Below are 2,490 nucleotides of genomic sequence, written 5' to 3'. Positions count from 1 at the left end.
GCGTGGCCAGCGCGTGCGTGGCCGGCACCGTGGCGGGGATCGTGGCGGCGTGGGCGGGGGTGGCCCTGGAGCGCGCCCGGCTGCACGAGCACACCGCGGACGTCGCCCGGCACCTGCAGCGCTCGCTGCTGGCGGGGGAGCCGCCGCGGGACGAGCGCTACGCCGTCGCGGCGGTCTACCGGCCCGGGGTGGAGACCCTGGAGGTGGGCGGCGACTTCTACGATGTGGTGGACGCCGGCGGTGGCGCGCTGGCGGTGGTGGTGGGGGACGTGGTGGGGCGCGGCCTGGAGGCGGCCGCGGCGATGGGGCAGCTGCGCAGCGCGGTGCGGGCGCTGGCGCCGCTGCGGGCGGGCCCGGCGCAGCTGCTGACCCGCCTGGACGCCTTCGCCGACCAGGTGGAGGCGGCGGGGATGGCGACGGTGGCGCACGCGGAGCTGGACCTGGCCACCGGGGCGCTGCGCTACGCCTGCGCGGGGCACCTGCCGCCGGTGCTGGTGCGCGCGCGGGGCCGCGGGGAGGGCCGGGGGGAGCTGCTGTGGGGTGGGCGTTCCACCCCGCTGGGCGCGTACGCGCCGGGCCGGTCGCGGGGGGACGCGCTGGTGCACCTGCGGCCGGGGGACCGGCTGCTGCTGTGCACCGACGGGCTCGTGGAGCGCCGGGACCGGGAGCTGGACGCGGGCCTGGAGGTGCTGGCGGCGGTGGCGGCCCGGGCGGGCCGGTTGCCGCTGGGCGAGGCGGTGGCGGCGGTGGCGGAGGAGCTGCTGCGGGACGAGGACCACCACGACGACGTGTGCGTCCTGCTGCTGGAGTGGCGGGGGGCGGGCGTGGCGGCCGGGGCGGCCGGTCCGGCGCCGGGACCTGCCCAGCGGTGCCCCGCGGGTGCATGATCGGTGCACGGGCGGTGCGTGCGGCGCCGCCGGCGGCGTCAGGAGGTGCCCGTGAGCCTGGAGGTCCGGCAGGCCCCCCCAGCGGGGGCGGACGATCGCGTCGAGGTGCTGCGCGCCCGCGGTGACCTGGACGTCACCGTGGTGCCCGCGGTGCTGCCGCGCGTGCCCGACCTGGTGGCGGGGACCACCGGTGTCGTCCTCGACCTGTCCGAGGTCACCTTCTGCGACAGCTCCGGCATCCGGCTGGTCAACTCCTTCGCGGCCGCGTGCGCCCGGGCGCGGGTGGGTTTCCGGGTGGTGGCGCCGCCGGGCAGCTCGGGGCGGCGCATCCTGGACCTGGTGGAGATGGCGGAGGGGCTGGCGGTGGACTCGCTGCCGGAGGCGCTGGACGGCGTGCGCGGCGCGGTGGGGGGCTGAGGTGGTGCCCGCGGGCGGGGTGGCCGACGAGGCGCCGTGCCCGTGCGGGCTGGGGGAGCGGTACGGGGCGTGCTGCGGGCGGTTGCACCGCGGTGAGGGGCGCGCGGCCACGGCCGAGCAGCTGATGCGCTCGCGCTACAGCGCGTTCGCGGTGGTCGACGCCGCCCACCTGCTGCGCACCTGGCACCCGGGCACCCGCCCGGCGCACCTGGAGCTGGACCCGGACCTGCGGTGGCTGCGGCTGGACGTGCTGGCGGTCGAGCGCGGCGGGTTCCTCGACGCCGAGGGGGTGGTGGAGTTCCGCGCCGTCTCCCGCGGCCCGGGCGGGCGCGGGGTGCTGCACGAGCGCAGCCGCTTCACCCGCGAGGAGGGTCGCTGGGTCTACCTGGACGGCGACGTCCGCTGACCCCCGCCCGCGCTCCCGCCCGCGCCCCCGCCCCCGCCCGCGCCCCCGCCCCCGCGTTCGCGCCCATCTCCGGGTTCGGGCGCGCCGGAGCGGCCTGTGGAGCGCCCGAACCCGGAGATGGGCGCGGACGTGAGCGACGTCCGCCGACCCCCTGACCCACGCCCGGCGCCCCGTCCCGGTGCGTCCGCGCGCTGTGCCCTTCAGGCCCGGCTCCGGGCGGCCGATGGATGAGGGTCCGCTGCTGACGGCGGGAGTCGAGGCGGTGGGTCCCCATCGCCGAAGGGCGAGGTGGAGCGTGCGGCAACGCATCAGGATCTTGGTGGTCGACGACTCGCTCGTCGTCCGCCGAATCATCACCGAGGTGCTCTCCGGCGATCCCGCCCTGGAGGTCGTCGGCACCGCGGCCAACGGCCAGATCGCGCTGGGCAAGATCTCCCAGCTGAAGCCGGACGTCATCACGCTGGACATCGAGATGCCCGTCATGGACGGCCTGCAGACGCTGCAGGAGGTCCGCAGGGTGGACCGGCGCATCCCGATCGTCATGTTCTCCACGCTCACCGAGCGCGGCGCCTCCGCCACCCTGGAGGCGCTGTCCCGCGGGGCGAGCGACTACGTGACCAAGCCCGCCAACGTGGGCAGCGTCAACGAGTCCATGGAGATGGTGCGCGTCCAGCTCATCCCGAAGATCAAGGCCCTGGTGCCGGACTTCGTGGAGCCCCGCGCCGTCGGCGCGCCCGCCGCCCCCGCCGCACCCGCGCCCGCCGCGCCCGTGCGGGTGCG

The 2,490-nt window shown here is 77.8% G+C and carries 4 protein-coding genes; all 4 read left to right on the top strand.

Annotated features, from left to right (window positions below; genetic code table 11):
* Positions 1–887 (top strand): PP2C family protein-serine/threonine phosphatase (locus ABEB16_RS09765; RefSeq protein WP_345712066.1); only part of this gene is annotated, 887 nt, incomplete at its 5' end.
* A 51-nt stretch (positions 888–938) separates the two neighbouring features.
* Positions 939–1,304 (top strand): STAS domain-containing protein, encoded by a 366-nt coding sequence (locus tag ABEB16_RS09760; RefSeq protein ID WP_345712065.1) that lies wholly within the window; start codon positions 939–941, stop codon positions 1,302–1,304.
* A 4-nt stretch (positions 1,305–1,308) separates the two neighbouring features.
* Positions 1,309–1,710, top strand: coding sequence for a YchJ family protein (locus ABEB16_RS09755; RefSeq protein WP_345712064.1), 402 nt, complete (start codon positions 1,309–1,311; stop codon positions 1,708–1,710).
* Positions 1,711–2,029: 319 nt separating this feature from the next.
* On the top strand, positions 2,030–2,490 hold a 461-nt coding region (locus tag ABEB16_RS09750), incomplete at its 3' end, for a response regulator (protein WP_425560154.1).

The organism is Kineococcus glutinatus (assembly GCF_039542765.1).
GTDB lineage: Bacteria > Actinomycetota > Actinomycetes > Actinomycetales > Kineococcaceae > Kineococcus_A > Kineococcus_A glutinatus.
Note: the sequence above shows the minus strand (reverse complement) of the source record. Positions and strands in the feature narration are given on the sequence as shown.